The 381-nt window shown below is 57.5% G+C and carries 1 rRNA gene; it reads right to left on the minus strand.

Features of this window, described 5'->3' with window-relative positions:
- Positions 1 to 105: ribosomal RNA gene (gene rrf, locus AC1DDH_RS20780) — 5S ribosomal RNA — on the minus strand; the annotation flags it as partial.
- Positions 106 to 381: the final 276 nt, after the last annotated feature.

The following is a 381-nucleotide window of genomic DNA, read 5'->3' on the forward strand; positions in this document are numbered from 1 at the left end:
CCTACTCTCCCACACCCTCCCGGGTGCAGTACCATCGGCGCTGTGGGTCTTAGCTTCCGGGTTCGGGATGGGACCGGGCGTTTCCCCCACGCTATGACCGCCGTAACCCTTGCTCCGCCACCGGCCCGCTGTTGGCGGGGGTGGGGAAATCTGTGGTTACAACATGTTCGCTGCGGCGTGTGGCCGCAGGTGTGGTGTTGTTATTTTGTTGTGGTTTTGTTCCTGTCGCAACGTGCCGTCGGTGACGGGTTTGTTGTTTGGGAACCACATAGTGGACGCAAGCAGTCTTGTTTCTTTGTACCCTCCCCCTGGTGTGAACGTCTTTTGAATCCGTTCACGGGAAGAGTGTGTGGTGTAAGTTATCGGCCTATTAGTACCGGT

This window comes from Arthrobacter sp. 10T425 (assembly GCF_056393985.1).